Consider the following 26989-nt stretch of genomic DNA (forward strand, 5'->3'; position numbering starts at 1 on the left):
GATGAGCAATAAAAAGCAGCCAGCCCCGTCGATCTTCGACCATTTGCAAGAGGACGACGGCTTTGATCTTTGGGGCCGTTCCAAGTTGAGCAGCGCCTTGAATAAAGCTAAACCCGCGACGCCGGACAATGATGCATTAGCCGCGGCGCGCAAGCTTATCAAAGGCGACAAGAAAGTGGCGGAGTGATATTCCTCCATTTGCGCCAGCATTAAAAAACCCGCCAGATGGCGGGTTTTGTTTTTTAGCATGCTCAAACTTTCTCGGAAACCAGCCCCTCGGCGAGCGGGCTTGAAGAGGCCGGGCGCAGCGGCCGCGAGCCGTGCTCTTTCGCCGATTTGATCCACGACCATGAGCCAAACGCCGCGATGCCAATCAAAATCGCGTATTCAATCGACATCACATACACCCCTTGCACCGCGTACAGCGCCACGCTGATGACATCCAGCGCGCACCAGATGATCCAGTTCTCCACATACTTTTTAATCATCAATACCGTCGCCACGATCGACAGTACCAGAATGGTGGAATCCGCCAACGGCCAGGCGTCCGGCAACAGCTGCGGCGCGGCGGCGTTGACGCCCATTTTTGACAGCAGCGCGAAGGCAACGCCGGTCAGCCACGAGAAAATACCGTCAATGTTGAAGGTCATCAGCAGGATAAACAGCACGCTGACCACCGCCGTCACCACAAAGCTGTTGAGCGACATCCAGCGGATCTTGATCGCCGGGGCCTCTTTTTTGTCATCTTTATACCAAATCACCCAACCGACCACGTTGGCGACGAAGAAGAACACTTGCAGCATCATGCTGGCGTAAAGCTGAATTTGGAAAAAGATCGCCGTAAACAGGGTGACGTTTAACAAGCCAAACAGATAGTTGATGGTCTTCTCGCGGCTGGCGAGCCAGATGTTGATCAAGCCAAACAGCGTGCCAATCGCCTCGATCCAAGATAATTGATAGCCGTCTTTGCCGAGCGGGATATTAACCATGATGTTGTGAATGCTGAAATAGGAAAGCATGGTGCGACTCCTGTATTTTCTTTGTTTTTATGAAGTTAACGAGCAAGTTGTAAAACTATTAATAGGCGTTGGCGGAACTTAAATAATCAATGACCTCGCCCGACTCGGCGACCCAGCCATAGTTTTCATCTAACACGGCCAAACACTCGATTTTGCGCGGCGCGCTCATGGACTCCACGGCGTCGGAGACCACGATAGAGGTGTAATGGTGATACAGCGCTTCACGCACGGTATCTTCGACGCAGCACTCAGCCACCACGCCGGTGACCACCAGCGTATCAACGCCAAGCTCGGAGAGATGCTGCTGAAGAGTGGTGCCGTAGAAGCCGCCAAAGCCGTGCTTCGGCACGATGATTTCGCCATGGATGGGTGCCAGTTCAGCGATGATATCTGCACAATCCAGCTCGACCTCACTGTCTTCATAGCGGCGCAGGTGCCCTACGCGACAGGCTTTGGTTTGCTCGTCGAGGAAAGAGGTCCAGCTGAATTTGCTCTCCAGCCTGCGCCACGCGTCGTTTTCCACGCTGACCCATTGCAGAAAAATCACCGGGTAGCCGCCCTCCCGAAAATGCTGGAGCAGGCGCTGCTGCGGCGCGATAGTCTCCCGTCCGCCCGGCACTTCAAAGGGCGCGCCCTGACGAATAAAATCGTTTTGCATATCCACAATGATCAGCGCGGGTTTATTGATTTTTGGTAGCTGGTGCAATGGCATGATGTGTTCCCCTCATTAACATTCTTCTTTTTGAGATGTATTTAATAAAGAACATCAGCAAGGAGCATGCCAGCAGCGACTAAAGGGCAGGAATTGTGTCAATTTAGGGCTTAGAAATAAGAAAAATTGATGAAAGGCGGCGTAGAAGTGATTTTTCCAATACTTTTAAGATACTTTTAACATGGCCGAGGCCGTTATTTGGCTTAGGGAAAATCTTCATTTTTCGACGACAATCGGCATCGCACCTTTATAATACCATTGCCTCATTTTGGGGCGTGCAGCGGCTTACCCATGGGCTGGGAAACCACTGCACGATTTGAAACTGGACATCTATACGTCCAAAACGTAATCTGACAATCTATTAACATTCATCCACTCAGGTTATGTAAGGAAAGCCACGTCATGCGCCTATCCGCTCTGGTTGCCACTCTGCTTGCCACTACGCTTTTTTCTACTGTTACCCACGCTGGCGCGACCTTAGATCGCGTCACTAAAACCGGCGTGCTGCGCAATGTGATTGTTAATGACTACCCGCCATTTGGCTTTATCGATGATAACAACCAGCTGGCGGGTTTTGACGTGGATGTCGCTAAAGCCGTGGCTGCACGCATGGGTGTGAAGGCAGAAATCACCGCGCCGGGCTGGGAAACCATTATTGGCGGCAATTGGCGCGGGCGCTGGGATACCTGTATTTGCTCGATGACGCCAAACACCGAGCGCGCCAAAGTGCTCGACTTCCCGACGCCTTATTACAGCTCACCGGCAGTGTTGGTAGTGAATAAGAAAGATGACCGCATCAAGTCAGCCGCCGACCTGAGCAACAGAAAAGTCGGCATCGGCATGGGTTCCAGCTACGAAACTTACCTGCAAAAAACGCTGGTGATCCCCGGCGCGAAGCCGATCGATTTCCCCTTCAATAATGTGCAGGCCATTCCCAGCGATGAAGAAGTGGCTTTCCAGAATTTAGCCTTGGGACCGGGCGTGCGTCTTGACGCCATCGTCTCCGACCTTGCCACTGCCAATTCGCGCATCAAACGTAACCCTGATTTGTTTAAAATCGTCACCGAGCTGTACGCAGAGCCTAACTGGGTCGCTACCGACAAGGGCGATCCTGAGTGGGATAAGAAAGTGGCGGATACCATAAAATCACTGCGCGACGACGGCACTTTGGCGAAGATTTCTCAGCACTGGCTGGGCGAAGACATCACCAAAGAGGAGCCGTAACGGATGGCGCAGCTCCCTGACGTGAAACCTATCGTGGCGGAAAAATCTAACCCGGCGCTGGCCGATGCCAGCCTGTCGGCCACGCCGCGCGCCTTCAAAATTAAAACGCTGATCACCTGGCTGGTGCTGCTTAGCCTGCTGTTCAGCCTGTTCGGCAAGATGGGGCTACAGTGGGATTTGATTGAGCAGAAGTTGCCGTTCCTGCTCGGCCTGCGCCTGTCGCCGGACGGCTTTATTCAGGGCGCGGCGCTAACCCTGCTGATCACCGCCTGTTCAATGTTTTTCTGCCTATTATTGGGGTTAATCACCGCATTAGGGCGCATGTCAGATAACGCCGTGGCCTTTGGCTGCGCGACTTTCTATGCCTCGCTGTTTCGCGGCACCCCGCTGCTGGTGCAGGTGTTAATCATCTATCTGGCGCTGCCACAGGCCGGGATTGTGCTGGGCGCGCTCAGCTCGGGGATTATCGCGCTGTCGCTGAACTACGGGGCCTATCTGGCGGAAACCATTCGTAGCGGCGTGCTCTCCGTGCCGCGCGGGCAGAAAGAGGCCGCGATGGCGCTCGGGCTGTCGCCGTGGACCGTCGCGGTGCACGTCACCGCGCCACAGGCCCTGCGCATCATCATTCCTCCCGCCGGTTCGATGTTTATTTCCATGCTGAAAGATTCGTCGCTGGTGTCGCTGATGGGCCTGTGGGAGCTGAATTTCCTTGCGCAGTCTTACGGGCGCAGCACCTATCGCTATATGGAAATGCTGGCGACCGCCGCCGCGATTTACTGGATTATGTCGATTGTGTTCGAGCTGATCCAAAGCCGCCTCGAGCGCCGTTTCGGCCAAGGTTATCGCCGCTAAACCTCGCCGTTAAACACGGTCTAACATCCTTGCAGGTACGCCATGTCGCGCTTTCCACAAGATTTCCGTTTGATCTCCTATTTGTCGAAGCTGGAGCACGCGGTGCGTTTCCCGCTCTCCTCGTCTTACCCTGAGTCCATGAGCATCGAGCAGCTGTTCGCCCTTGCCGGGGAGCAGCACCGCCAGCCGGTGCTTGAGGCGATCCTCGACTACCCGCCATTGCGCGGTACGCCTGAGTTGCTTGAGGCAATTGCCTCCACCTACGACCAGGCCACGGCGGAAAACATTATTAGCTTTGCCGGTGCCGATGAGGCGGTTTACGCCAGTTTCCACGCGCTGCTGGACGCCGACGATCACGCCATTGTCATCACGCCGAACTACCAGTCTTTGGAGAGCGTGGCGATGTCGCGCTGCGCGGTGAGCGGCGTGGCGCTGAACGCCGGCCAAGGCTGGGCGCTGGACGTGGCGGATATTTGCGCGGCCCTGCGCCCTAACACTAAGGCGCTGGTGATTAACTTTCCGCATAACCCGACCGGCGCGCTGATCGGCCGCCAGCAGCTAGACGAACTGGTTGAACTGTGCCGCGAGCGCGGTATCTGGCTGTTTTCTGACGAAGTTTATCGGCTGACCGAATTTGATATCGCCGACCGTCTGCCACAGGTGGCGGACATTTATGAGCGCGGTATTTCTCTGAATGTCACCTCAAAAGCCTATGGCCTGCCCGGCCTGCGCATTGGCTGGGTGGCCTGTCAGGACGCGGAATGGCTGCTGAAGCTGGAACGCATGAAGCAGTATTTATCCATCTGCAACTCCCTGCCGGGCGAGATGCTGACCACCATCGCGCTCAATGCCCGCGAGGCCATTCTACAACGCGTGATGCAACGCTCCCGCGAGCAGTTAGGCCAGTTGACCGACTTTTTGGCGCGCTATCCACAGCTTTTCGAGCTGGCTCCCCCGAAAGCCGGAGTGCTGGCCTTCGTGCGTTATAAAGGGCCGGAGGGAGCGGAGCAGTTCGCCACGCGTCTGGTGGAGGAAACCGGCGTGATGACCATTCCATCCGTGACCTATGCGTCTGAATTAACGGCCGTTTCAGAAGATTTTCTGCGTATCGGCTTTGGCCGAGCGAATCTGAGTAAAGCGCTGGAAGTGTGGGGCGAATGGCTGGATAAACCGAAGCAGTAAAAAAAGCCAAGCCCGCCGGAGAACGGCGGGCCGAGATGAAACGCTCAGACACAGGAGAGCGGTATCATGTTAGACGCGGACTTACTGGCTCATCGCGTCTTTTTTCATGCCATCTTTACCCATTGAATCTTTGCTCATGGAATCTTTACCCATGCTGTCTTTTTTCATGTGATCTTTAGACATACAGTCTTTGCCCATCGAATCTTTCCCCATGGAATCTTTGCCCATAGCGTCTTTACCCATGCTGTCTTTCTTCATGCAGTCGTGGGACATCTTGCCCATGGTGTCTTTAGACATAGAGTCAGCAGCCTGAGTCACGCCAGCGAAACCCATCATTACGGTAGAGAACATCAGAACAGTCATCAGCTTTTTCATGGTATTTCCTTTTTTAAAGTAGTTGCACAGTTGTGCAGGTAAGGTTCACGTTCAACTTCTTATTAATTAACTCGGGCCGAAGGCCGTTATTGTTGCAGCCAGTTTGGACACGGCCAGCGCGGAAAAACCGGAGCGTACACGTAGTACGTGAGGATTTTGAGCACTGCCCGGGTTCAAAATGGCAAATAAAATAGGCCTTTTTAACTCCCGCCGTACCAGTTGTAGCCTTGATCCTCCCAATAACCTCCGGTGAACTTATTGGTAATTTCAATCACTTCAATATGCTTTGGATTCTTGTAGCCAAGCTTGGTTGGCATACGCAATTTCATCGGGAAACCGTATTTACGCGGCAGGATTTGCCCGTCGTAAGTCAGCGCCAGCAGGGTCTGCGGGTGCAGCGCGGTTGCCATGTCGATACTGGTGTAATACTCGTCAGCACACTTAAAGCTGACATACTCCGCCGTCAGGTCGGCGCCAATCAGTCGCAGGAAATCGCCAAACGGCACCCCGCCCCATTTACCAATTGCACTCCAGCCTTCGACACAGATGTGGCGAGTGACCTGACTGACCTGTGCCATTTGGTACAGCGTCGCCAGTGACCATTCGCGTTTATCCAGCGCCAGCCCGGCGATTTTCAGGCGATAGGCATTGCCATCCACCTCGGGGGCGTCGTCCTCGGCGTAAAACGCGTTGAACGGGAAAGGCCGGGTTATCATCGATTCGGCATAAACCGGGGCCAGTCGGGTCGAGCCAAAAAGCCAGCCCTGCACCCGGTCATTAAAGGTGGAGACGGTATTCAAAGCTTTCTCAACCCCGGCGTTATCGCTGATATCGCAGCCGGTCAGCATCGCCATACCGCCCAGCGTCAGCCCTTGCTGCAAAAAACGACGGCGCGATGGGGCGTCGAGGTGGCGAATAATCTGTTTCTGCGCCTCCTGCAAGATGACCTGAGTGTCTGAAGGCGTGAAAATCTGCTTGATGCTCTTTTTAAAAATTTTCTTCATGACCTTTCCTCAGCGTCCGCGCAGCATCGCCAGCAGGGTTTTCGGCACCAGCGCCACCATCACCAAATGCACGGCAACAAATCCCACCAGCGAAGCCATCGCAAAAAAATGCACCACGCGGGCCGTGTCAAAACCCCCCAGCAACTCTCTGAGCAGGGGAAACTGCACCGACTTCCACACCACCAGCCCTGACAGCACCAGCACGATGCCGTCAAGCATCACGAAGACATAGGCCGAGCGCTGCACCATGTTGTAGTGACGCAAGTCGGCGTGAGCCAGCTTGCCGCGCAGCGCCGCGCTTAATTCTCGCAGCACGCTACTCGGAGTCAGCGGCCAGAATTTGCGTTTCATCCGGCCCGTGACGATATTCATCAGCAGGTAAAACGCGCCGTTAAAGCCGAACAGCCACATACCGGCGAAGTGCCACTGTAGGCCGCCGCCCAGCCAACCGCCGAGGGTCAGGCTGCGGGAAAATTCAAAATCAAACAGTGGCGAGGCGTTATAAATTTGCCAACCGCTGGTAACCATAATCAGCACTGCCAACGCATTCAGCCAGTGGCACAGACGCAGCCACAATGGGTGGACAATCTCTGGCTTGGCCTGGTTTTTCTGCGGCTCACTCTGCGGTGAAAAGTCGGTATGTAGCGTCATGTTTATGTTTCTCACTCGCCCTGTCGATGAAGCCAGTATTGAGCGGATTTGTTCCCCAAGACCTCACGCAAAGTTAAATAAAATGTGATAACTCTGAGTAAGCCGCTTGTGTAGACTGCTACTCATACCCTCCCCTCCCCGCAGGCTCGACAGAGATGGAAAAACCCAAAAAGATTTTGATCGTGGAAGACGACAGCAACATCGCCGAGCTGCTCAATCTGCATTTACGCGATGAAGGCTATGAGATAACCCACGCCGCCGATGGCAATCTGGGCGTAGCGCATTTAGAGAAAGGGGGCTGGGACGCGCTGATTCTGGACCTGATGCTGCCCGGCGTTGACGGGCTAGAGATTTGCCGCCGCGCCCGCAACATGACGCGCTACACGCCGATCATCATCATCAGCGCCCGTTCCAGCGAAGTGCATCGCGTGCTGGGGCTGGAGCTGGGGGCCGACGACTATCTGGCGAAACCCTTCTCTATGCTGGAGCTGGTGGCGCGAGTCAAAGCGCTGTTCCGCCGTCAGGAAGCCATGAGCCGCAATATGAAGATGGACGCCGGGACCCTGAGCTTCTCCGGGTTAGTCATTGACCCTATTGCCCGCGAAGTGGCGTTGAACCAGCAGACTGTGGAACTGACGCCGCGCGAGTTCGATCTGCTCTACTTCTTCGCCAAAAATCCCGGCAAGGTGTTCTCGCGCCTGAGCCTGCTCAATCAGGTGTGGGGCTATCAGCACGAGGGTTATGAACACACGGTGAATACCCATATCAACCGACTGCGCATCAAGATTGAGAGCAACCCGGCTGAGCCAGAGCGCATCCTGACCGTCTGGGGAAAAGGCTATAAATTCACGTCGTCAGCGGAAGACGCGCAAGGATAAATCATGAGTAAAATGACGCTTTCGCAACGACTCACCCTGGTTTTTATTCTGCTGCTGGTGGCCTGCTCGCTGATTTCCGGCGTGATGCAGGTACGCTCGAGCGACAGATTCAGTCAGGCGACGATTCAACGTTTGTCTGCCAATCTAGCCACGCAGATTGCCGCCAATAACCCGCTGCTGAGCCAAAACGGGTTAGATCCTAACGCGGTGCATAACCTGTTTAACCAGCTGATGGCGGTGAACCCGAGCGTCGAGGTTTATCTGCTCGACAGCGAAGGTGACATCGTCGGCAACGCCGCCCCTGCGGGAAAATTGCTGCGCCAGAAGATAGATTTAACCCCGGTGCACGAGCTGCTTAACGGCAAAATTATGCCGGTGTATGGCGACAACCCGCGCACCACCGACCAGCGGCAGGTGTTTAGCGCCGCGCCGCTGACGTCCAATGGCGTGCTTAAAGGCTATGTCTACATTGTGCTGCAGGGCGACGACTACCGGGCGTTGGCCAGTAAGGCGGAGTTCCAGTCGGCCATTTATATGGCACTGCGATCCATGGGGATGGTGGTGCTGTTTGGCCTGCTGGCCGGGGCGCTGGCTTTCCGCTGGGTGACTCGCCCGGTGCGTAAACTCACCGCGCAAATCGCCACGCTGGACGATGGCGGCATGGAGGCGATTCAGGCTCTGGCCAAAACCCAGCCGCCGGTCGGCCAGCCGAAAGATGAAGTGGCGCAGCTGCAACAGGCGTTTGTCGGGCTGGCAAAACGCATTGATCAGCAGTGGCAGAGTCTGACTGCGCAGGACCAACAGCGCCGCGAGTTTATCGCTAATATTTCCCACGACCTGCGCACCCCGCTGACCTCGCTGCACGGCTATCTGGAAACCTTGTCGATGAAGGCCGACCGCCTGAGCAGCGACGAGCGCCAGCGCTATCTCGACATCGCCCTCGCCCAGAGCCGCAAGGTGGGGCGTCTGGCGCAGGAGCTGTTCGAGCTGGCAAGGCTGGAATATGGCGTGGTGAAGCCGCAGAAAGAGCCGTTCTCACTGTGCGAACTGGTGCAGGACGTGTTCCAGAAATTCGAACTCGCCGCCGAAGCGCGCGGCCAGAAACTCAATGCCGACATCATGCCGGATATTCCGCTAGTGAATGCCGACCTGGGGATGATTGAACGGGTGCTGACCAACCTGCTAGACAACGCCCTGCGCCACACGCCGGAGGGCGGCACCATCCATGTTCGCCTGTGGAAACAGGCCCATGAAGTGATGGTGCAGGTGAATGACAGCGGGCCTGGCATTGCGCCAGAGTTAAAGGCCAACCTGTTTGTGCGGCCTTCGATTCTCAGCACCAATAAGCACCGCGCGGGTGGCCTCGGGCTGATGATTGTGCGCCGCATTTTGCAACTGCACGGCAGCGATATTGAACTGCTCGACCAGCCACACAGCGGCGCCAGCTTCCAGTTCGCGGTGCCGATTTAGTCGGCCACCAAGATCTGTTTCTCCGTCAGGAAATCGATAAACACGCGGACCTTGGGCAACATATGACGACTGCTTGGCCAGACAATGGAAAACTTGCCGTCGTCATATAAATAGTCATTGAGAACGGATTTCAGCACACCGGTTTTGAGCTGTTCGCGCACCAGAAACTCGGGAATATAGGCAATGCCGACGCCGTGTAGCACGGCCTGAATCAGTGCCTCGAGGTTGTTACTGCTCACCACCACCGGCAGCTCTAGCGCCATGTCACTGCGGATATCCCACGGCTGGATCTGCCCGCTGCCCGGAAAACGGTAGCGCAGGCAGGCGTGCCGGGCCAAGTCCCGCGGGCTATGGGGTTCGGGGTTTCTGGCAAAATAGTCCTGGCTGCCGACGATAACAAAATGGAAAGGCCCGAGGCGGCGCGACATCAATTGCGAGGTCGGCAGTTCGCCGCTGCGCACCGCGACGTCGATACCTTCGGCAATCAGGTCTACCATGCGATCGCTGAAGTCCAGCTCCAGCTCAACCTGCGGATAACACTGCATAAATTCCGCCAAGTGCGGCAACAGCATGCGATAGCCAATCGCCGGCATGCTCACCCGCAACTTACCGCGCGGCTCGGCCGAAACCCGCGATAACTCCTGCTCGGCCTCCTCCATCTGCGCCACGATTTGCTGACAACGCTCGAAAAATAGCTGGCCTTCGTCAGTCAGGCTAATGCGCCGCGTGCTGCGGTTAAACAGCCGCACGCCGAGCTTTGCCTCCAGCCGCGCCACGCTTTTACCTATCGCCGAAGCCGAGATCCCCATGATCTCGCCCGCCGCCGCGAAGCTTTGATGCTGCGCCGCACGCACGAATGCCAACATGCCGTTTAGGTTTTCCATCTTCACTCCGCGAGGTAATTAGAGCTATTTTGTCCGCAATCTACGGACTTTAAGCCCATTTCGGCAAAATTGCAGACATTTTATCATCCTTGGACTATTCATCTTCGGAGAAAGCCATGAGTCCATCTAACCAAACCAAGAGCGGCCAGCTAAGCGTGTTGTTTACCGTCTGCCTGGCAGCGCTGATTTTGCCACTCAACTTTGTCAGCGGCGCGGTAGCAACCCCGGCGATTGCCCGCGAGCTGGGCGGCAGCGCGCAGGCGCTAAGCTGGATAACCAACGCCTTTATGCTCAGCTTCGGCTGCTTTTTGATGGCGGCGGGCACCCTGGCCGATGAGTTTGGCCGCAAAAAAGTGTTTGTGATTGGTGTCGCGGGCTTTGCCCTGCTCTCTTTGTTGCAAAGCTTTAGCAGCAGCCTGCTGTGGATTGATCTACTGCGCGGCGCGCAGGGTGTGGCGGCGGCGGCCGCACTGGCAGGAGGCTCGGCGGCTTTGGCGCAAGAGTTTGATGGCCCGGCGCGCACCCGCGCATTCAGCCTGCTCGGCACCAGTTTTGGCGTCGGCCTGGCCTTTGGGCCTTTTCTGGCGGGCCTGCTAATAGCCCACCTCGGCTGGCGCTCGGTATTTATTTCCGCCACGGTGATTGCCCTGCTGGCCCTGTTAACCGGCGCGTCGAGAATGCATGAGTCGCGCAACCCTAACGCCACCGGCATCGACTGGCCCGGCACGTTGACCTTCACTTCGATGCTGGCTTTACTGACCTGGGCGCTGATGGCTATTCCGCAATATGGCCTGCAAAGCCCGCAAGTGCTGGGTTTGCTGGCTGGCGCCGCACTGCTGCTAGCGCTGTTTATCTGGGTTGAGCTGCGCGTGCGCAACCCGATGCTCGACCTGTCGCTGTTCCGCTTCCCACGTTTTATTGGCGTTCAGGCACTGCCGCTGGCTACCGGATTCTGTTTTGTGGTGCTGCTGGTCATTCTGCCGATGCAGTTTATCGGCATCATGCGGATGAGCGAGGAGCAGGCCGGGTTAATGATGATGGCGCTCTCCCTGCCGATGCTGGCCGTGCCGCTGATCGCCGCCGGCCTGACGCGCTGGGTGAGTCCCGGCCTTTTGTGCACCGCCGGTTTGCTGGTCGCCACCTTTGGGCTGTGGTGGTTGAGTCTTGCCGTCGAGGCGCAAAACGCCGGGCAGATGATCCTGCCGATGCTGGTGATTGGTTTGGGGGTTGGCGTGCCTTGGGGATTGATGGACGGGCTGTCGGTCAGCGTGGTTCCCAAGGAGCGCGCGGGCATGGCGACGGGGATTTTCAGCACCACCCGCGTGGCGGGCGAAGGGCTTTCGCTGGCAACCGTCGGCGCCCTTCTCGCCGCTTTCGCACAGGGTGGATTGAGCCAGCACTTCTCAGGCCCGAGCTTAAGTGACGCCAGCCAGCGTCTGGCAACCGGCGATTTAACCCAGGCCCTCCGCCTGTTGCCGCAGGCCAGCGCCGCCCAACTGCAACAGATTTACGCCGCCGCCCTGCATCACGTCCTGCTAAGCCTGGCGGCGATCACCCTGCTGTCTGCCGTCGTGGTGATGGTGGCGATGGCGGGGAAAGAAACAATGGCGGAACAACCCACTTAATTAGCATGTTGCGCGGGGGTCAGTCTGACTCCCGCCGCTCGAGTGATTTCAGTTAGCGTACCGATGGTTGGATTGCCATTTTCAGACAGCGCCTTGTAGATATGTTGCCGCGTGATGCCGGATTTTTTAGCGATCTCGGTGACGCCGCCGCGAGCTTCAATGACGCGACGCAGTGCGGTGAGAAAGGCCGCCACGCCGCCAACTTCATAGATCTCTTCTAAAGCTGTCTGAAGATAAATTTCGGCATAGGCGGGATCGGCACGAAGTGTAGCAATGATCTCCGCATCACGGCTGACTGATGGCGGTACTGCCTCTGGGGCAACTGCCGTTTTTTTGTTTGAAACCATGATCTTACCTCGTCTGATAATCAGCTAAGTATTTCACTGCTTTATCGATATCTGCGTTTTGGTTCTTCTTCGTTCCACCCGCGAGAAGTAAGATGATTTTTCCGTTCTCTATCGAGTAATAAATCCGGTATCCCGCCGCATAATCGATCTTAATCTCCCATACCCCATCGCGCTCAAATTTATGCACACCAAAGTTACCGGCCTGAGCACGGTCCAAGGCAACGTCAATTTTTGCCGCGGCGCGAAGATCCTTCTTCCTGAGTTTATCCATCCAAATTTTGAACGGCTGTTTCTTGTTTCTATCCTGATAATGTTCAGTTGTGTACATCCCTGTCCCCATCACTAAACCTGACGGGATTGTCTCTTATAAAAGACAAAACTACAACCAACTGTATTTAAAAAGACCTATCCCCATGACTTTCCCCCAATAGAGGGAGCAGTCGCGCGTAGGCTTCTTCCAATTCGGGGGAGATGTCGACGGCGGCGATAAAGTCTTTGCCGCGCGGGCCGTAGCCTTGCGGATCGTTGCGCAGGCGCGGGATCTCGCCCAATAGCAGCGAAGCGAAGCGCGGCCATGACCACAGGCTGTGCTGCGTTTCGCCAGCGTGCTGGAGCTCTTCTGCCAGCTTATCGAGCTGGGGCACGAAGGTCGGCCAGTTGATGAATTCCACCTCTGGCCGGTCCTGCCAGACCTTGCGGAAGCTGGCGTCGGTGCGCCGCTGCATCAGCGGATCTTGCGTCAGGATAATGCGCGATGAGCCGTCACCCGCCAGATCCAACACCCGTCGGGCCTGAGTGGCGTTGTCGCCGCAGTTAGTTGAAAGCGTCTCCAACAGGAGCTTGGCTGGCTCAATGGCGAAGAAATTGATGGCGATATCTTGCAGAATTTCCGCCTCGCTGCGCCCTTTGGTGGCAATGGACGCGTACCTTGGATGATTTTTTACCGCCTGATAAAGCAACTCGGTCGAATGACCAATCCCCCCGGCGATCAGAATTTTACTCACAGCACCGCTGGCGAGCGCGGCAAAAGCGCCCTCGGCGACCGGTAAAATGGCGTTACCAAGCAGGATAAGTAAAGGTGCATGAAAGCGCGCCAGCTCGCTGGGAGAAGCCCCCTCTGTTTGATCAAAAGCTAAAAATTGCGCCAGGGCATTAATGTCAGCCAGTCGACTGGCTGGATACGATTCAGCTAAGGGCATAAAACTCTCGTCTGGTGATAAAAAGGGCAAGTTCTGATGTTATCAGAAAGTAAAAGTTAACGATAAACAGCTGAATTACTGATGTTTAGGTCAGTAAAGACATCAAAATCCATAAAAATATTTGCAGTAAATTAGGATTACATAAATCAAATTAGCGTTATCAAGAAGAATTTAAATCCACATTAATTTAATTATAAGAATTAAATCCCAAAACCTTATTAATTTCAGCATTTTTGAGCTTTTTGCTAAAAGTGCTAAAAACTTCTCCTTAAGTTAAATTTATTAACTTATATTTAACTCAACTATAAGAAACTTCTCATGATTCAAAAGAAAGATTTGCTCATTTATTCATCATAAACACTGAAAAACTCAGTGATAAATCTCCAAAAGTGAGATGCCAGCAAAGCTTTGACCTGATGACTTTTTCCTTTTTTTTCTGTTGTTGCCGCCAGAGAAATTACACATGCAAACGCCTTTGCATGCACATACAGCATGAGTTCGTTGTTATTGGGAGTCATCATGGACGTCAAAAATCAATCATTACTGGGTTTAATCACTGCGGCATTACTCACCCTTCCTCTGGGTGCGCAGGCAGCAGGCACACTGACAGGTCAGGTCGGTGTTCAACTGATCATCAGCACTGGTTGTACTGTTGGTAACGGCTCCACTTCAGGCGGCACCAACCAGTGGGGTACTTTGAACTTTGGTAACTACGCCGATTTAACCAGCATTATCAATGGTACGGTCACTGGCACCAACGGCAGCGCGGTCACTATCACCTGTAGTACTGGCCTGACACCAACACTTTCACTCAATGGCGGGCTGGCAGCAACCGGCGCAGTGCGCGCAATGACCTTTGATGCCAACAAAATCTCCTATCGCCTCTATTCTGATGCAGCGCGTACTACTGAGATTGGCATCAATACGCCGATCACCCTAACCACAGGAACTACCGCGCAGAATATCCCGATCTATGGCCGCGTGTTACCTGGCGACCAAACGGGCGCTGGCGGCACAACTCCTCCGGCTGGAACCTATAACGATACCGTCGTCGCCACGATTTCCTGGTAATAGCTTAATGAGTCAGGGCCGCTTTCGGCCCTGAACCTACTGCCATTCAAGGAAGGAAAGACCATGGATATCAAGGCGCTGTTGTTGCTGCCCTTTCGCTGTATGCTCCTGATGCCCGCTCTACTGCCAACCAGTCATGCGGCAACGATTGGCGTCACGGCGACGCTGCTTCCTGCCTGTAGCGCAGGGACAACCACTGGCGGTTCAACCACTTACGGCACCTTGAGCTTTGGCAATTATGCCAGTCTGAGCAACATTATCAGCGCCACTAGCGCCCAGCTGGCGGGCTCGATTCGCGTCAATTGTATCAACGGCCTGAGCTACAAAATCCTGATGGACGGCGGCAACAGTGGCAATGTGAACAGCCGCAATATGGTCAATACCAGCAACGCCGCGCTGAAGGTACTTTATAACCTCTATACCAGCGCGACTTTTGCCACTATTTGGGACAACACCACCGGCCTGAGCGACGTCGGCAATGGTGCCGATCAGTGGCATACCGTTTATGGACGAGTGCCGGTACAAACCACGCCAGCCGCGGGCACCTATCAAGACACGGTCAATGTTACGGTCAGTTGGTAACGGAGGCCGACTATGATCAGTAGGTCTTCAACCCCTTATCACCTACTGCTGCTGCTCTGCGTTTTGGCTTACCCCAAGGCTCAGGCGGCAACGGCAAACTCATCTTTTACCGTCAACGCCACCATTGTCAGCGGCTGTGCCTTTGGTAACTCGCTGGCGACGCCCATTTCTAACCTCGGCACCATCAATTTCGGCTCGATGTCGTCCATTCCCAGCAATGTTGATGTCGTCAGCACCAGCGGCGCGGGCAGTATTGTCGTCACCTGCACTACCGGCGCCAATGTGACGATCGCTATCGATTACGGCGTCAATGGCGGAACGGCATCAGGCCGTTTCATGGCGAACACCAGCAATGCGGCCCAAAAGTTGGGCTATCAGCTGTATCAAGATTCGGGACGAAGCCAAGTGTGGGGCACCGGCACGCTGGCGCGCACCATCAACAATTTCCCGGCAACCACCCAAACCTATCCGGTGTATGCACGATTATTTGCCGTGACCCCATTACCCTCAGCGGGAACCTATAGCGATACGGTCACAGTTACCTTAACTTATTGAATCATCAGGAAATGAACTATGTATCAAACATTATTACGCGCACTGATTAGCTTGGTTTCACTTGGCCTGTTTTTTGGGGCTGCACCCAGCCGGGCGGCCAGTTCGGTACTGGTGTGGCCGGTGTATCAAATCATTGAGTCTGACCAAAACGGCTCGGCGCTGTGGCTGGAAAATCGCGGCGCGGCGCCCGTCTCACTGCAGGTCCGCGTGCTGGCGTGGAAACAGGAAAATTTCAACGAACGCTATGCGGACCAAAATGACGTGGTCGCCAGCCCGCCCTTCGCCACCGTCGCTCCCGGCCAACGCCAGCTGATTCGTTTGATTCGCAACACCCCCGTTCCGGCTAATACCGAGAAAGCGTTTCGCATCATCATCGACGAAATCCCTTCGCCATTGCAGCCTTCCGAGCAGGGTAAAGAGAAAGCCGTGGTCGGTTTGCAGCTGCAAATGCGCTATTTGCTGCCGCTATTCCTCGACGGCGAAGGCATCTGGACCAACGAACGCGCGGATATCAAACGCAATCTGGCGGATGCCACCAAGCCAGTTCTCAAATGGAGCATTGAGAGCGGCGGCGGTAAGTCTTTCCTGAGAATTCGCAATACTGGCGTGGTTCACGCCCGCCTGAGCAACGTCTTCTGGTCAATGACCGGCGACGCCAAACGCGGCGTCAAAGCCATGACCACCGGCTTTATGGGCTACGTATTGCCGGGTCAAGAGATGCGCTGGCCGGTGCCTGCGGGCGTGATCCCCGGCGGGCAGCTTAATGCGCAAATCGCTGATAACGCTGAACCTATTGTGATCCCGCGCGGCGAATAATGCCGGAGCCGCAACGCATGGAAACCAGAGGTTTCGCCCTGAGGACGGGGCTATTGGCTTACCAAATGGCGTGCCGAACGGCGCGCCACGGCATGACGCTGATCTTCGCCAGCGGCATGAGCCTGCTGCTGCTGCCCATGGCCGGACAGGGGGCAGAGTATGACGCCCTGCCCGCCGCGCCGCGCGCCCTGCCCACGCAGGCGGAGGCGACCTATTATCTGGCGATCATGGTCAATGGTCAGACGGACAATCAGGTGGTGCCAGTGATTTTTCGCGACAACGCGTGGTTCGTCGAGTCCGGCGTGCTGGCGAAAAACCACGTGCATCTCAACGGCCAGCAGCAAGGCTTAGTCAACGTCAGCGCGCTGCCAGAGGTGAAAACCGAGTACAACTCGGCCAGCCAGCAGCTGGTGTTGAAGGTACCCGATGCGTGGTTGCCGCAGCAAAATATTCGCGGCGACAGCCTACTGAGCTATACGCCGTCGCAGAGCAGCAACGGCCTGCTGTTCAACTATGACTCTTACTACACTGACCCGCACGAAGGGCCGCGATCCATCGCCACCTGGATGGAGCAGCGGCTGTTCAGCGACGTGGGAATTCTGACCAACACCGGCACCTGGCGCTACAATATGGACACGCCGGAGGGATTCTCGGAGAGTTCAACCTCCGACGGCTATATCCGCTATGACACCTACTGGCGCTACTCGGACGAGCAGAGCTTGATCAGCTATCAGGTGGGTGACTTCGTGAGTAACTCGCTGACCTGGAGCAACTCGGCGCGCATGGGCGGGCTGCGCGTCAGCCGCAACTTCGGCGTGCGCCCGGACTTGGTGACCTATCCGCTGCTGCAATATAGCGGGACCGCCGCCGTGCCGACCACCGTCGACCTGTTCCTTAACGGTTTTAAGGCCAGCACCAATAATCTGAATTCCGGCCCCTTCACCCTGACCAACGTGCCTTATATCAACGGCGCGGGCGAGGCCACGGTGGTCACCACCGACGCCCTTGGGCGACAGGTTTCCACCAGCGTGCCGTTTTATGTTTCCAACACCCTGCTGCGCAGCGGGTTGTCTGATTTCGACTTATCCCTCGGCGCGGTCAGGCAAAATTATGGTATCAGCAGCGGCGACTACTCCGACGCGGCTTTCAGCGGCATTTATCGCTACGGCATTACCAATTACCTGACGCTCTCCAGCCACGGTGAGGCAACCAACGGGCTGGCATTAGGCGGCATTGGAGCTGATTTGGCGGTCGGGCACTGGGGGACGCTCAGCGTTTCTGGCAGCCAGAGTCAGGCCAACCACGCGCCGCGCACCCTCGGTGAGTTTGATATCAATGGCAATAATCCGGCGAACAATGTTATTGGCGGCATACCCAATAACAACGGCGAAATCACCAATCCGAAGGACCCCACCCGCGTTACCGACGAGAAAAGCGGCAACCAATATACGGTCGGCTACTCCTACTATTCCACCCTGTTTAGCCTTTCGGCGCTGCGCTCGTCGCGCACGCCGGGCTATCAGGATTTAACCTCTTACACCAGTGATACCAGCCTGAGCCGCCGGGCCGATCAGGTGACTTTCAGCACCTCGCCTTTCGGCCAGTCCAGCGGCACGGTGGGGGTGGGTTATTACGACGTGGAAGCCTATGACCAGAGCCATACGCGGCTGCTCAACCTCTCTTACAGCCGCTCGCTGTGGGGGCAGTCGAGCATGTTCCTGTCACTGAATAAAACCCTCAGCGACAGCGGCTACAGCGCCCAGCTTCAGTTCATCATCCCGCTGGATATGAACACCAGCATCAATGCCGGATTGCAGCGCGACAGCGGCGGCCACTACCGCGAGCAGATTGGGGCCAGCAAAACGGCGCCGACCGAGGGCGGGCTGGGGTGGAACTTGGCTTATACCGGCGGCAGCGACCCCTATCAGCAGGCTGATGCCACATGGAAAACGCGCTACGCCACTCTGCAGGGCGGGCTGTATGGCGAAAGCGGCAACTACACCAACTGGGCAGATCTGAGCGGCTCGGTGGTGTTTATCGCCAATGACTTCTTTCTGTCGGACAAGATTAACGACGCCTTCATGGTGGTGGATACCGACAATTACGCCGACGTGCCGGTGATGTATGAAAACCAGAAAATGGGAAAAACCGATAAAAAAGGCCATCTGCTGATCCCAACCGTCAGCTCCTATTACCCGGCGAAGGTGGAAATTGACACCCTGCCTCTGCCTGCCGATGCCGTGGCGAATCGCGTGGTGGACAATATTTCCGTGCGCGAAGGCAGCGGCGTGGTGGTGAAGTTCCCGGTGAAGCGCGAGCTGTCGGCCACCATTAAAATCAACGATATCCACGGCGAGCCGCTCAAATTGGGCACGCTGGTTACCGAGCAAAACAGTCAGCAAACCACGGTGTCCGGCTATGAAGGGCTGGTCTACTTCAGCAACCTTCAGCAGCACAACGTGTTAGTGATTCGTCAGGAAGATAATTCGGTTTGTCGGGTTGGCTTTGACCTGAATCTTAACCATCACAGCATTGAGCAAATTGGCCCGCTGGTTTGCCATCCCAACGCAGGGTCAGGAGGTAAGATATGAATCTACTCAGGATGGGGCTGCGCGCGCTGGCCGCGCTGGCTCTGTTAGTCGTTGGCCTGCCAGCGGCCTATGCCGCCTGCTCCAGCAGTCCCGGCACGGGGAGTTTTGGCACCCTCAGCTCCTTTGTGGCGGGCAGTACCGCGCAACAGGTCACGGCGACCAGCGGCTTTAAATGCACCGGCTCGCTGCTCTCCTTATTAAGTACCAACACAGTCACGGCCACTATTGCAACCTCAGCCAACGGTGTCGGCAATCAGGCAGCAATGCTTGGGCCGAACGGCGTAAAACTGCCTTATCAGATTTGTCAGGACAATGGCTGCGGCACGGTGGTGAACGTTGGCAATCAGACCACCTGGAGCAGTACCACGCTACTCGGCCTGCTGGGCTTATTCAACGCCAGCGACGGCTCGCTGCCACTTTACCTGCGCACGGTGACCGGGGTGAATTTACCGGCGGGAAGTTATAGCGATACGCTGGGGATTAACTGGACCTACCATATTTGCTTCGTCGGGGTGCTGGGGCTATGTGTTTATACCGATGGCGCAGACAGCACGACAGTCACGGTGAATATGACGGTGACCAACTTCTGTTACATCGACAATGCGCCAAATGTGAACTTCGGCTCGGCGGCTTTCCCGGCAGGGTTTGCCTCAGTAACCAACAACTCGCTGAGCATTCGCTGCACGTTGAACGCGGCTTATAGCGTCAACCTGACCAGCACGGTGCCGGGTAGCGGGCAGTATCGGCAGATGTCCTCGACCAATAACGGCGTGACCAGCTATTTGCAGTATCAAATCTTTAAAGGGGATGCGTCGGTGTGGACCGCCGCGACCAATACCGCAATGACCGGCACCGGCGCGTCGCAAAACGTGGCTTACTCCGCGACGGTTAACCCAAGTCAGGCTAACCCACCGCCGGGAACCTATAGCGATACCGTGCTGGTGACGGTGACTTATTAGAGGGGGAAATCATGGCAGGCCGGTGCGCGTGTCGCTGCAACGGCCTGCTACGGGCTTACAGCCCTTTGAGGATCTTCATGGTGGCGTCGACGTCGATTTCGTCTTCCGAGAAGATGTAAGTGGTGTTCTGGAAGGTGGTGATTGCCAGCTTCTTCAGGGTGCGCGTTGTGGCCTTTTTCTCTTCTTCTTTCGGGCGAATGCGGTTCATCAACAGGCCCACGGAGAGCACGGCATTCTCTTTGTCGATTTGCGATTCGGCAGGGACTTCTTCGCTGTAAGCCAGATAGGACTTGATGCTGGTGATTTTGATGCGCTCACCGGCAATAAAGATGTATTTGCTTTCAGGCTCGACTTTGACGGCAAACGCCGACAGGCCTTTGTTGTTGGTGGTCGGCTCGAACGTCACCACGGCGTCTTTCTTGATTAGCTCGGGGTTGGTGACTTTAATCACGTGGAAATAACGGTTATCGCCGTTTTCATCTTTGATAAAGCCGAAACCTTTATCTTCAAACCAAGTTGTGATTGTCCCGTTCATCGCTCTTACCGCCTAATTAATCGTTCAACATGTCAATTTTTGCAGCGCGCAGTTTAATGCAGAATGCGTGCAAAGTCCTGTGCTTTACCGTCCAGCCGCCTTTCTAAAGGTAAGATTGAAACGATAGCCGCCGGTAAGCGGATGTTCGCCGGCTTTTAACGGCAAAATGCCGTGATAACGCAGCCGCGACGGCCCGCCCCATACCACGATATCCCCGTGAGTCAGCGTCACTCGCTGGGTCTTATCACTGCGCTCCATGCCGCCAAACTGGAATATCGCCGGTAATCCCAGCGACACCGACACAATCGGCGCGCCGAAGTCGTGCTCGTCTTTGTCCTGATGCAGCGACATTTTCGCCCCTGGCTGATAACGGTTGATCAGGCAGGCGTCGGGCGCGAAACCGGCAAAACCGGCCTGCTCGGCGGCCTCGACTGCCAGCGTGCGGAACAGCTCGGGCATCGACGGCCAGGGCTGCTGGCTCTCCGGCGACGTGGTTTGGTAACGATAGCCCTGACGGTCAGTCACCCAGCCGACCTCGCCACAGTTGGTCATGGCGACCGACATCGCATAGCCGCCCGGCGTAGCGCGATATTGGAAAGGCACCAATCCGGCAATTCTGTCGATTTCCGCCAGCAGCGCGGTGTCGTCTCGCAGCGCGCCGCCGCGCAGCACCACGGCCCCCGGCGCTAACTCTTCCCGCCAGTGTGGGTGGAAATCTGGATGATCGAACAAGTCTAAATTCATGTTCACCTCCGATGACGTTATTGATTAAGTATATAGCCTGATAAGCCTAGCGGCGGTCGGAAGCTTTGGCTAAGGTTGAAGCATTACGCGTTTTCAACATCACTGATAAGGAAGGATCATGGCTCGCGAAATCAATAAGGACACCCAACTTTGTATGTCACTGTCCGGCCGCCCCGGCAATTTCGGCACCCGCTTTCATAACTATTTGTATCAGGCTCTGGATCTGAATTTTATCTATAAAGCCTTCTCAACCCAAGATATTGAGGCCGCCGTGAAGGGCGTGCGCGCGCTGGGTATTCGCGGCTGCGCGGTGTCGATGCCCTTCAAGGAGGCCTGCATCCCCTTCCTCGACGAGCTTGACCCGTCCGCCACCGCCATTCAATCGGTCAACACTATTGTGAATGACGACGGCTTCCTGCGGGCTTACAACACTGACTACATTGCCGTGGCGAAACTGCTGGAGCAGTATCAGGTGCCGAAGTACGCGGTGTTCGCCCTGCGCGGCAGCGGCGGCATGGGCAAAGCCGTGGTGGCGGCCATCCGCGATGCCGGCTTCACCCAGGGCTATGTGATTGCTCGCAACGAGAAAAGTGGCCGCGCGCTGGCCAAAGAGTACGGCTACGAGTGGCGAAGCGAGGTCGGCGACGCCGCCGTGGATATGCTGGTTAACGTCACGCCAATTGGCATGGAAGGCGGCCCGGACGTCGACGCGCTGGCTTTCGACAAATCCGTAATTGATCGCGCCTCGGTGGTGTTCGACGTGGTGGCATCGCCGGTAGAAACCCCGCTGATTCGCTACGCGCTCGAGCAGAACAAGCAGGTGATCACCGGCGCGGAAGTCGCGGCATTACAGGCGGTCGAGCAGTTTGTGCTGTATACCGGCAAAAGGCCGGATGACGCCCTGATTGAAAAAGCCGCGGCCCACGCGCGGGGCTAAGAGACGAACAGGCATAAAAAAACCCTCTCTTGTTAGGGAGAGGGTTTAAGGCGATGCGGATCCAGCCTTACTGAGCAGCAGTCTGCTCGGCGCCCACCAGACCGACCTTCAGATAACCTGCTTTACGCAGCGTATCCATCACGTTCATCAGCGTTTCATAATCCACCGACTTATCAGCCTGGAAGAAAATGGTGCTTTGCTTGTTGCCCTGCGTGCGCTGGTCAAGCATAGACGTCAGGTTGGCGCTGTTTACCACGTCATCGCCCAGATAGAGCTGCTTATCGGCTTTCACCGTCAGGAACACCGGCTTTTCAGGGCGCGGCTGAGGCTTGGCGGTTGAAGCGGGTAAATCGACGCGCACATCAACGGTCGCTAACGGTGCGGCCACCATGAAGATGATCAGCAACACCAACATCACGTCGATAAAAGGCGTGACGTTGATGTCATGCATTTCACCGCTTTCGTCGAGGTCGTCATTTAAACGTATGGCCATGATGAATTACCCTACGCGCAGCTGGCGGTCTGCCTGAGGACGTGGCGTTTCGCCCGCGCTCGCGGCCAGGTCCAGATCACGGCCTTGCAACAGTAAAATTTGTGCCGCCACGTCACCCACTTGGTGGCGGTAAGAAGCAATGGTACGCGCGAAGATGTTGTAGATAACCACCGCAGGAATTGCCGCGACCAGACCAACCGCCGTTGCCAGCAGGGCTTCGGCGATGCCCGGTGCCACAACCGCGAGGTTGGTGGTTTGCGTCTGTGCGATACCGATAAAGCTGTTCATGATGCCCCAGACGGTGCCGAACAGGCCGACAAACGGAGAAATCGCCCCGATGGTCGCCAGAATACCGTTACCCCGGCCCATGTGGCGGCCCGCGGCGCTAACACGGCGCTCAAGGCGGAAGCTGGTGCGATCTTTAATGCCGCCGTTGTCGGTAGAACCGGCAGAAAGCTCAAGCTCGTTTTGTGCGTCACGCAGCATTTGGCTGCTGATGCTGGTGGCGGCGAAGCTTTCGGCTTCTTCAGCGGCTTCGTCCAAGGTGCGGGCACCGGCCAGCGCGGAGAACTCACGGCGCAGGCGGCGTTTGCCACTCCACACTTCCGCGCCCTTGCTGAACAGCAGCGTCCAGGTGACGACGGAGGCCAGTAGCAGACCAATCATCACGGTCTTCACTACGACGTCAGCGTGGTGATACATGCCAAGAACTGAAAGATCTTTCGGGATAACCGGAACCGCGGCGGTATTGGCGGTAGGTTCAGAAGAGGTGCTAACCGGAGTGACTGCCGTTGGCGCGTCGTTGCTGTTCGTTGCAGAAGGCTGAGCCGTTTGCGTGACGGCGTTGGCCGCAGGAGAAGAAGGTGCTGCTAACGCGGTGCCACTCAGACCTGCTACCAAAACGAAGGACATCAAAGCTGACGCCACTTTTTTCATATTATTGCGAGCCGTTTTCACGCGTCGCCTCCAGCAAAAATCAGTGTTAAAGGGTTTATTCATGGGTAAAGACAGCCCCAAATCATAGCAAATTAAAAGCCCGAATTGATAGTGGTTCTCATTATTATTTACATTATCGCGCCTAGCGCTGGCGCTGTCTTTGACCAAAAACAAGGCTTTCAAATGGCCGATTAAAAACCACACAATCTTACCGACTTCACACTTTCAGAAAAAATTCACACCGAAATCAACAGACTGCCGCCATATTCAAACATTAAAACAATGTTTTAAATATTAAGTAATGACATTTCAAAACTGTTTACACTTTGTGATAACGCTCAAATAACCGACAAACCTAATCGGGTATTTTGCTTGTGAAGACATAGACCGGATACCGGCAGTCTTCGTGCAGGTCATTCAATTCCCTCTTTTTTGATGTTCACTTTTACTGAGTACCCTGGAGACAAACTGATGAAAATGCAGCAAGCACTTCTCAGCCTTTGCCTGAGTTCCGCGACCCTAGTTTTTAGCCACAGCCTGCTGGCGCAAACCATTAAAGCCGCCGATGTCCATCCGCAGGGCTATCCAAACGTCGTCGCCGTGCAAAAAATGGGCGAAAAACTCAAACAACAAACCGATGGCCGACTGGAAATTAAAACCTTCCCCGGCGGCGTACTGGGTGATGAAAAGCAGGAGATTGAACAGGCACAGATTGGTGCGCTGGATATTATCCGCGTCTCCATGACGCCGGTGGCCTCGATTCTGCCTGAGATTAACGTCTTCACCCTGCCTTACGTCTTCCGCGATGAAGACCATATGCACAAGGTGCTGGATGGCAAAATCGGTAAAGAAATTGGCGACAAGATAACCAACAACCCAAGCTCAAAGCTGGTGTTCCTCGGCTGGATGGACGGCGGCACGCGTAACCTCATCACCAAACAGCCGGTGGTGAAACCGGACGATCTGCACGGGATGAAAATCCGCGTTCAGGGCAGTCCGATTGCGCTGGCAACCCTGAAAGCCATGGGAGCCAACCCCGTCGCCATGGGCGTCAGTGAAGTGTTCAGCGGCATGCAAACCGGGGTGATTGACGGCACGGAGAACAACCCGCCGACTTTCGTCGCCCATAACTACATGCCGGTGGTGAAAAACTACACCTACAGCCGCCACTTCATCATTCCTGAGCTGTTCCTCTACTCGAAAGTGAAGTGGGACAAGCTGTCCAAAGACGATCAACAGCTGATGCTGAAGCTGGCCAAAGAGGCGCAAGACGAGCAGCGCCAGCTGTGGAAAGCCTATAACGACGAGTCTTTGGCGAAAATGAAAGCCGGTGGCGTGAAGTTTTACGACATCGACACTCAGCCTTACTTCAAAGCCACTCAGTCGGTGCGTGACGAGTTCGGCAAAGGTCATGAAGACCTGATGCAGCAAATTGCCGACGTTCAATAACTTGAGATGAGGCAGCCGGTCTGCCTCATTTTTTGCGCACCCTTGGGGAGGTTTTATGCTTTCTAGCTATCAACGTCTGATGGACGTTCTCTACATTTTCGCCATGTGGCTGGCGGGCATCGCCCTGCTGTTTATGGTCGCCGTTATCCCCATCGGCATTTTCGCCCGCTATGTGCTCAATAGCGCCCTGTCGTGGCCGGAACCCATCGCCATTATGTGCATGGTGACCTTCACCTTTATTGGTGCGGCGGTGGCCTATCGCGCCGGTTCGCACATCATGGTGGCGATGGTGACCGACCGCCTGCCGCCCGCCTTGAAAAAATTCTCCGCCCTGCTGGCCGACATCATGATGCTGGCGATCAGCCTGTTTATCTTCTGGTACAGCCTGCTGCTGTGCAGTGAAATGTGGCATCAGCCGGTGGCTGAGTTCCCGCTGCTGACTGCCGGGCAGACCTATCTGCCGCTGCCAATCGGCTCCGCGCTCACCGTGCTGTTTATCATCGAGCAGATTTTTGCCGGCCCTCAAGGCCACCGTCCGGTGGTGCAAATGGGTAATTCTGAAGCCTGATAGCCCTATTCTTGGAGACGACATCGTGGATGCATTAATTTTACTCTTAACGCTGGGGGTAATGCTGGCCATCGGCGTGCCGGTGGCTTACGCCGTGGGTTTAAGCGCCGTCGCGGGCGCGCTGTGGATCGATCTGCCGCTGGAAGCCTTGATGATCCAACTGACCAACGGCGTAAACAAGTTCTCACTGCTGGCAATTCCGTTCTTTATTTTGGCCGGGGCGATCATGGCGGAAGGCGGCATTGCGCGCCGTCTGGTGAGCTTCGCGTACATATTTGTTGGCTTTATTCGCGGCGGGCTGTCGCTGGTGAATATCGTCGCGTCCACCTTCTTCGGCGCGATCTCCGGCTCGTCGGTGGCCGACACGGCCTCTATCGGCTCGGTGATGATCCCGGAGATGGAGAAGAAGGGCTATCCGCGCGACTTCGCCGCGGCGGTAACCGCCAGCGGCTCGGTGCAGGCCATTTTAACGCCGCCCAGCCATAACTCGGTGATTTACTCGCTGGCGACGGGCGGCACGGTGTCGATTGCCGCGCTGTTCATCGCCGGTATCCTGCCGGGGCTGCTGCTCAGCCTGACGCTGATGGTGATGTGCGTGGTATTCGCCCATAAACGGGGCTATCCGAAAGGCGAGCGCGTGCCGTTTAAGCAGGCGCTGAAGATTTTCGTCGACACCCTGTGGGGCCTGATGACCGTGGTCATCATCATGGGCGGTATTCTCAGCGGCGTCTTTACCGCCACCGAATCCGCCGCCATCGCCTGCCTATGGTCCTTCTTCGTCACCATGTTTATCTACCGCGACTACAAATGGTCTGAGCTGCCAAAATTGATGTACCGGACAGTGAAAACCGTCAGTATCGTGATGATTTTGATTGGTTTTGCCGCCGCCTTCGGTGCCGTGATGACCTACATGCAGCTGCCGATGCGCATCACCGACTTCTTCACCAGCATCTCGGACAACAAGTACGTCATTCTCATGTGGATCAACATCATGCTGCTGCTGATCGGCACGCTGATGGACATGGCGCCGATCATCCTGATCCTCACGCCAGTATTGCTGCCGGTCATCAACTCGCTGGGCATAGATCCGGTGCATTTCGGCATGATCATGCTGGTTAACCTGGGGATCGGGCTGATCACGCCGCCGGTAGGATCGGTGCTGTTTGTCGCCAGCGCGGTGAGTAAACAGAGCATTGAGAAAGTGGTGAAAGCCATGCTGCCGTTCTATCTGGTGCTGTTCGCCGTGTTGATGATGGTGACCTATATTCCGGCTATTTCCCTGACGCTGCCGAAGCTGTTCGGGGTCTATACGGGCTAACCCAAGTCGCAAA

31 protein-coding genes are annotated in these 26989 nt (G+C 55.7%); 17 read left to right on the forward strand and 14 right to left on the reverse strand.

What is annotated here, in order from left to right:
• Position 1: 1 nt before the first annotated feature.
• Entirely contained in the window at positions 2-187 is a 186-nt protein-coding gene (locus V2154_RS18710) for a hypothetical protein (RefSeq protein ID WP_353503407.1), read from the forward strand.
• A gap of 64 nt (positions 188-251) precedes the next feature.
• Here V2154_RS18710 and pnuC read toward each other — a convergent pair whose 3' ends face one another.
• Together pnuC and V2154_RS18720 are read right to left on the reverse strand one after the other, a co-directional pair.
• The gene (gene pnuC, locus V2154_RS18715) at positions 252-1019 is read right to left on the reverse strand and encodes a nicotinamide riboside transporter PnuC (protein ID WP_353503408.1); all 768 of its coding nucleotides are present in this window, start codon (positions 1017-1019) and stop codon (positions 252-254) included.
• Positions 1020-1077: 58 nt separating this feature from the next.
• The gene (locus tag V2154_RS18720; RefSeq protein ID WP_353503409.1) at positions 1078-1731 is read right to left on the reverse strand and encodes a cysteine hydrolase family protein; all 654 of its coding nucleotides are present in this window, start codon (positions 1729-1731) and stop codon (positions 1078-1080) included.
• A 402-nt stretch (positions 1732-2133) separates the two neighbouring features.
• Between V2154_RS18720 and V2154_RS18725 the strand changes: the two genes are divergently transcribed.
• Genes V2154_RS18725 through V2154_RS18735 form a run of 3 tightly spaced genes read left to right on the forward strand, consistent with a single transcriptional unit; the run spans position 2134 to position 4989 of the window.
• On the forward strand, positions 2134-2955 hold the full coding sequence (locus tag V2154_RS18725) for a transporter substrate-binding domain-containing protein (protein ID WP_353503410.1): 822 nt from the start codon (positions 2134-2136) through the stop codon (positions 2953-2955).
• A 3-nt stretch (positions 2956-2958) separates the two neighbouring features.
• On the forward strand, positions 2959-3807 hold the full coding sequence (locus V2154_RS18730) for an amino acid ABC transporter permease (protein ID WP_034793230.1): 849 nt from the start codon (positions 2959-2961) through the stop codon (positions 3805-3807).
• Between the two features lie 42 nt (positions 3808-3849).
• On the forward strand, positions 3850-4989 hold the full coding sequence (locus V2154_RS18735) for an aminotransferase class I/II-fold pyridoxal phosphate-dependent enzyme (protein ID WP_353503411.1): 1140 nt from the start codon (positions 3850-3852) through the stop codon (positions 4987-4989).
• A gap of 81 nt (positions 4990-5070) precedes the next feature.
• On the opposite strand, the gene V2154_RS18740 is transcribed toward V2154_RS18735, so the two are convergent.
• From V2154_RS18740 to V2154_RS18750, 3 genes are all read right to left on the reverse strand, one after another.
• Positions 5071-5364, reverse strand: a complete 294-nt coding sequence (locus V2154_RS18740; RefSeq protein WP_353503412.1) for a pentapeptide MXKDX repeat protein — start codon at positions 5362-5364, stop codon at positions 5071-5073.
• 200 nt (positions 5365-5564) lie between these two features.
• Positions 5565-6368: a molybdopterin-dependent oxidoreductase gene (locus tag V2154_RS18745; RefSeq protein WP_353503413.1), complete on the reverse strand. Its 804-nt coding sequence runs from the start codon at positions 6366-6368 to the stop codon at positions 5565-5567.
• 9 nt (positions 6369-6377) lie between these two features.
• Positions 6378-7019 (reverse strand): cytochrome b/b6 domain-containing protein, encoded by a 642-nt coding sequence (locus V2154_RS18750; RefSeq protein ID WP_353503414.1) that lies wholly within the window; start codon positions 7017-7019, stop codon positions 6378-6380.
• A 155-nt stretch (positions 7020-7174) separates the two neighbouring features.
• Here V2154_RS18750 and V2154_RS18755 point away from each other — a divergent pair, with 155 nt between their 5' ends.
• The gene (locus V2154_RS18755) at positions 7175-7897 is read left to right on the forward strand and encodes a response regulator transcription factor (protein ID WP_353503415.1); all 723 of its coding nucleotides are present in this window, start codon (positions 7175-7177) and stop codon (positions 7895-7897) included.
• A 3-nt stretch (positions 7898-7900) separates the two neighbouring features.
• Complete coding sequence (locus tag V2154_RS18760; protein WP_353503416.1) at positions 7901-9367, forward strand: sensor histidine kinase; 1467 nt, start codon at positions 7901-7903, stop codon at positions 9365-9367.
• Here the strand turns inward: V2154_RS18760 and V2154_RS18765 are convergent.
• Entirely contained in the window at positions 9364-10251 is an 888-nt protein-coding gene (locus V2154_RS18765) for a LysR family transcriptional regulator (protein WP_353503417.1), read from the reverse strand. The two genes, V2154_RS18760 and V2154_RS18765, sit on opposite strands and share 4 nt — an antisense overlap.
• 116 nt (positions 10252-10367) lie before the next feature.
• Here V2154_RS18765 and V2154_RS18770 point away from each other — a divergent pair, with 116 nt between their 5' ends.
• Positions 10368-11876 (forward strand): MFS transporter, encoded by a 1509-nt coding sequence (locus V2154_RS18770; RefSeq protein WP_353503418.1) that lies wholly within the window; start codon positions 10368-10370, stop codon positions 11874-11876.
• On the opposite strand, the gene V2154_RS18775 is transcribed toward V2154_RS18770, so the two are convergent.
• From V2154_RS18775 to V2154_RS18790, 4 genes are all read right to left on the reverse strand, one after another.
• Complete coding sequence (locus V2154_RS18775; protein WP_353503419.1) at positions 11873-12223, reverse strand: helix-turn-helix domain-containing transcriptional regulator; 351 nt, start codon at positions 12221-12223, stop codon at positions 11873-11875. The two genes, V2154_RS18770 and V2154_RS18775, sit on opposite strands and share 4 nt — an antisense overlap.
• 4 nt (positions 12224-12227) lie before the next feature.
• Complete coding sequence (locus V2154_RS18780) at positions 12228-12551, reverse strand: type II toxin-antitoxin system RelE/ParE family toxin (RefSeq protein ID WP_353503420.1); 324 nt, start codon at positions 12549-12551, stop codon at positions 12228-12230.
• Positions 12552-12618: 67 nt separating this feature from the next.
• On the reverse strand, positions 12619-13422 hold the full coding sequence (locus V2154_RS18785) for a YdcF family protein (RefSeq protein ID WP_353503421.1): 804 nt from the start codon (positions 13420-13422) through the stop codon (positions 12619-12621).
• A 344-nt stretch (positions 13423-13766) separates the two neighbouring features.
• A complete protein-coding gene (locus V2154_RS18790; protein ID WP_353503422.1) occupies positions 13767-13943 on the reverse strand; it encodes a hypothetical protein in 177 nt (58 codons plus the stop codon).
• On the opposite strand from V2154_RS18790, the gene V2154_RS18795 reads away from it, so the two are divergent.
• The 6 genes from V2154_RS18795 (at position 13942) to V2154_RS18820 (ending at position 19996) form a co-directional block, all read left to right on the forward strand.
• Positions 13942-14493 carry a Csu type fimbrial protein gene (locus V2154_RS18795; protein WP_353503423.1) on the forward strand — a complete coding sequence of 184 codons (552 nt, stop codon included), beginning with the start codon at positions 13942-13944 and terminating at the stop codon, positions 14491-14493. The two genes, V2154_RS18790 and V2154_RS18795, sit on opposite strands and share 2 nt — an antisense overlap.
• Before the next feature lie 63 nt (positions 14494-14556).
• Complete coding sequence (locus V2154_RS18800) at positions 14557-15075, forward strand: Csu type fimbrial protein (RefSeq protein ID WP_353503424.1); 519 nt, start codon at positions 14557-14559, stop codon at positions 15073-15075.
• 12 nt (positions 15076-15087) lie between these two features.
• The gene (locus V2154_RS18805; protein ID WP_353503425.1) at positions 15088-15630 is read left to right on the forward strand and encodes a Csu type fimbrial protein; all 543 of its coding nucleotides are present in this window, start codon (positions 15088-15090) and stop codon (positions 15628-15630) included.
• An 18-nt stretch (positions 15631-15648) separates the two neighbouring features.
• Positions 15649-16446 carry a fimbrial biogenesis chaperone gene (locus V2154_RS18810; protein ID WP_353503426.1) on the forward strand — a complete coding sequence of 266 codons (798 nt, stop codon included), beginning with the start codon at positions 15649-15651 and terminating at the stop codon, positions 16444-16446.
• Between the two features lie 17 nt (positions 16447-16463).
• A complete protein-coding gene (locus V2154_RS18815; protein ID WP_353503427.1) occupies positions 16464-19037 on the forward strand; it encodes a fimbria/pilus outer membrane usher protein in 2574 nt (857 codons plus the stop codon).
• Entirely contained in the window at positions 19034-19996 is a 963-nt protein-coding gene (locus V2154_RS18820) for a Csu type fimbrial protein (RefSeq protein ID WP_353503428.1), read from the forward strand. Before V2154_RS18815 ends, V2154_RS18820 begins: the two co-directional genes overlap by 4 nt.
• A gap of 55 nt (positions 19997-20051) precedes the next feature.
• Here the strand turns inward: V2154_RS18820 and V2154_RS18825 are convergent, their stop codons facing one another.
• Positions 20052-20531, reverse strand: coding sequence for a cold-shock protein (locus V2154_RS18825; protein ID WP_353503429.1), 480 nt, complete (start codon positions 20529-20531; stop codon positions 20052-20054).
• An 84-nt stretch (positions 20532-20615) separates the two neighbouring features.
• Positions 20616-21275, reverse strand: a complete 660-nt coding sequence (gene alkB, locus V2154_RS18830; RefSeq protein WP_353503430.1) for a DNA oxidative demethylase AlkB — start codon at positions 21273-21275, stop codon at positions 20616-20618.
• A gap of 118 nt (positions 21276-21393) precedes the next feature.
• On the opposite strand from alkB, the gene V2154_RS18835 reads away from it, so the two are divergent.
• A complete protein-coding gene (locus V2154_RS18835) occupies positions 21394-22212 on the forward strand; it encodes a shikimate 5-dehydrogenase (RefSeq protein WP_353503431.1) in 819 nt (272 codons plus the stop codon).
• A 67-nt stretch (positions 22213-22279) separates the two neighbouring features.
• Here V2154_RS18835 and exbD read toward each other — a convergent pair whose 3' ends face one another.
• Together exbD and exbB are read right to left on the reverse strand one after the other, a co-directional pair.
• Positions 22280-22705 carry a TonB system transport protein ExbD gene (gene exbD, locus V2154_RS18840; RefSeq protein WP_353503432.1) on the reverse strand — a complete coding sequence of 142 codons (426 nt, stop codon included), beginning with the start codon at positions 22703-22705 and terminating at the stop codon, positions 22280-22282.
• A 6-nt stretch (positions 22706-22711) separates the two neighbouring features.
• Complete coding sequence (exbB, locus tag V2154_RS18845; protein ID WP_353504030.1) at positions 22712-23641, reverse strand: tol-pal system-associated acyl-CoA thioesterase; 930 nt, start codon at positions 23639-23641, stop codon at positions 22712-22714.
• Positions 23642-24112: 471 nt separating this feature from the next.
• On the opposite strand from exbB, the gene V2154_RS18850 reads away from it, so the two are divergent.
• The 3 genes from V2154_RS18850 to V2154_RS18860 are packed head-to-tail and all read left to right on the forward strand — an operon-like array spanning position 24113 to position 26976.
• Positions 24113-25090, forward strand: a complete 978-nt coding sequence (locus tag V2154_RS18850; RefSeq protein ID WP_034793285.1) for a TRAP transporter substrate-binding protein — start codon at positions 24113-24115, stop codon at positions 25088-25090.
• A gap of 55 nt (positions 25091-25145) precedes the next feature.
• Positions 25146-25658, forward strand: a complete 513-nt coding sequence (locus tag V2154_RS18855) for a TRAP transporter small permease (protein ID WP_034793287.1) — start codon at positions 25146-25148, stop codon at positions 25656-25658.
• Positions 25659-25683: 25 nt separating this feature from the next.
• Positions 25684-26976, forward strand: coding sequence for a TRAP transporter large permease (locus V2154_RS18860; RefSeq protein ID WP_353503433.1), 1293 nt, complete (start codon positions 25684-25686; stop codon positions 26974-26976).
• Positions 26977-26989: the final 13 nt, after the last annotated feature.

Origin of the sequence: Ewingella sp. CoE-038-23 (assembly GCF_040419245.1) — a bacterium.
Classification (GTDB): Bacteria; Pseudomonadota; Gammaproteobacteria; order Enterobacterales; family Enterobacteriaceae; genus Ewingella; species Ewingella allii.